This window comes from Brevundimonas sp. UBA7838, from assembly GCF_002500885.1.
In the GTDB taxonomy this organism is placed as follows: Bacteria; Pseudomonadota; Alphaproteobacteria; order Caulobacterales; family Caulobacteraceae; genus Brevundimonas; species Brevundimonas vesicularis_C.
Genome location: NZ_DLTK01000030.1, coordinates 1,224 through 1,449, shown reverse-complemented (window position 1 = coordinate 1,449; position 226 = coordinate 1,224). Strand labels below are relative to the sequence as shown.

1 pseudogene is annotated in these 226 nt (G+C 71.7%); it reads left to right on the top strand.

Features of this window, described 5'->3' with window-relative positions:
• Nucleotides 1-226, top strand: a pseudogene (locus B3T77_RS01605) (HslU--HslV peptidase ATPase subunit); the annotation flags it as partial.

Below are 226 nucleotides of genomic sequence, written 5' to 3'. Positions count from 1 at the left end.
GGTCGGCTATGTCGGCCGCGATGTGGATCAGATCGTGCGCGACCTGGTCGAGAGCGCCCTGATCATGGTGCGCGAGCGCCGGCGCGGCGACGTGCGGGCCAAGGCCGAGGCCGCCGCCGAGGACCGGATCCTGGACGCCCTGGTCGGACCGGGCGCGGGCGCGGCGACGCGGGACAGTTTCCGAAAGAAGCTGCGCGCCGGAGAACTGGACGACAAGGAGATCGAG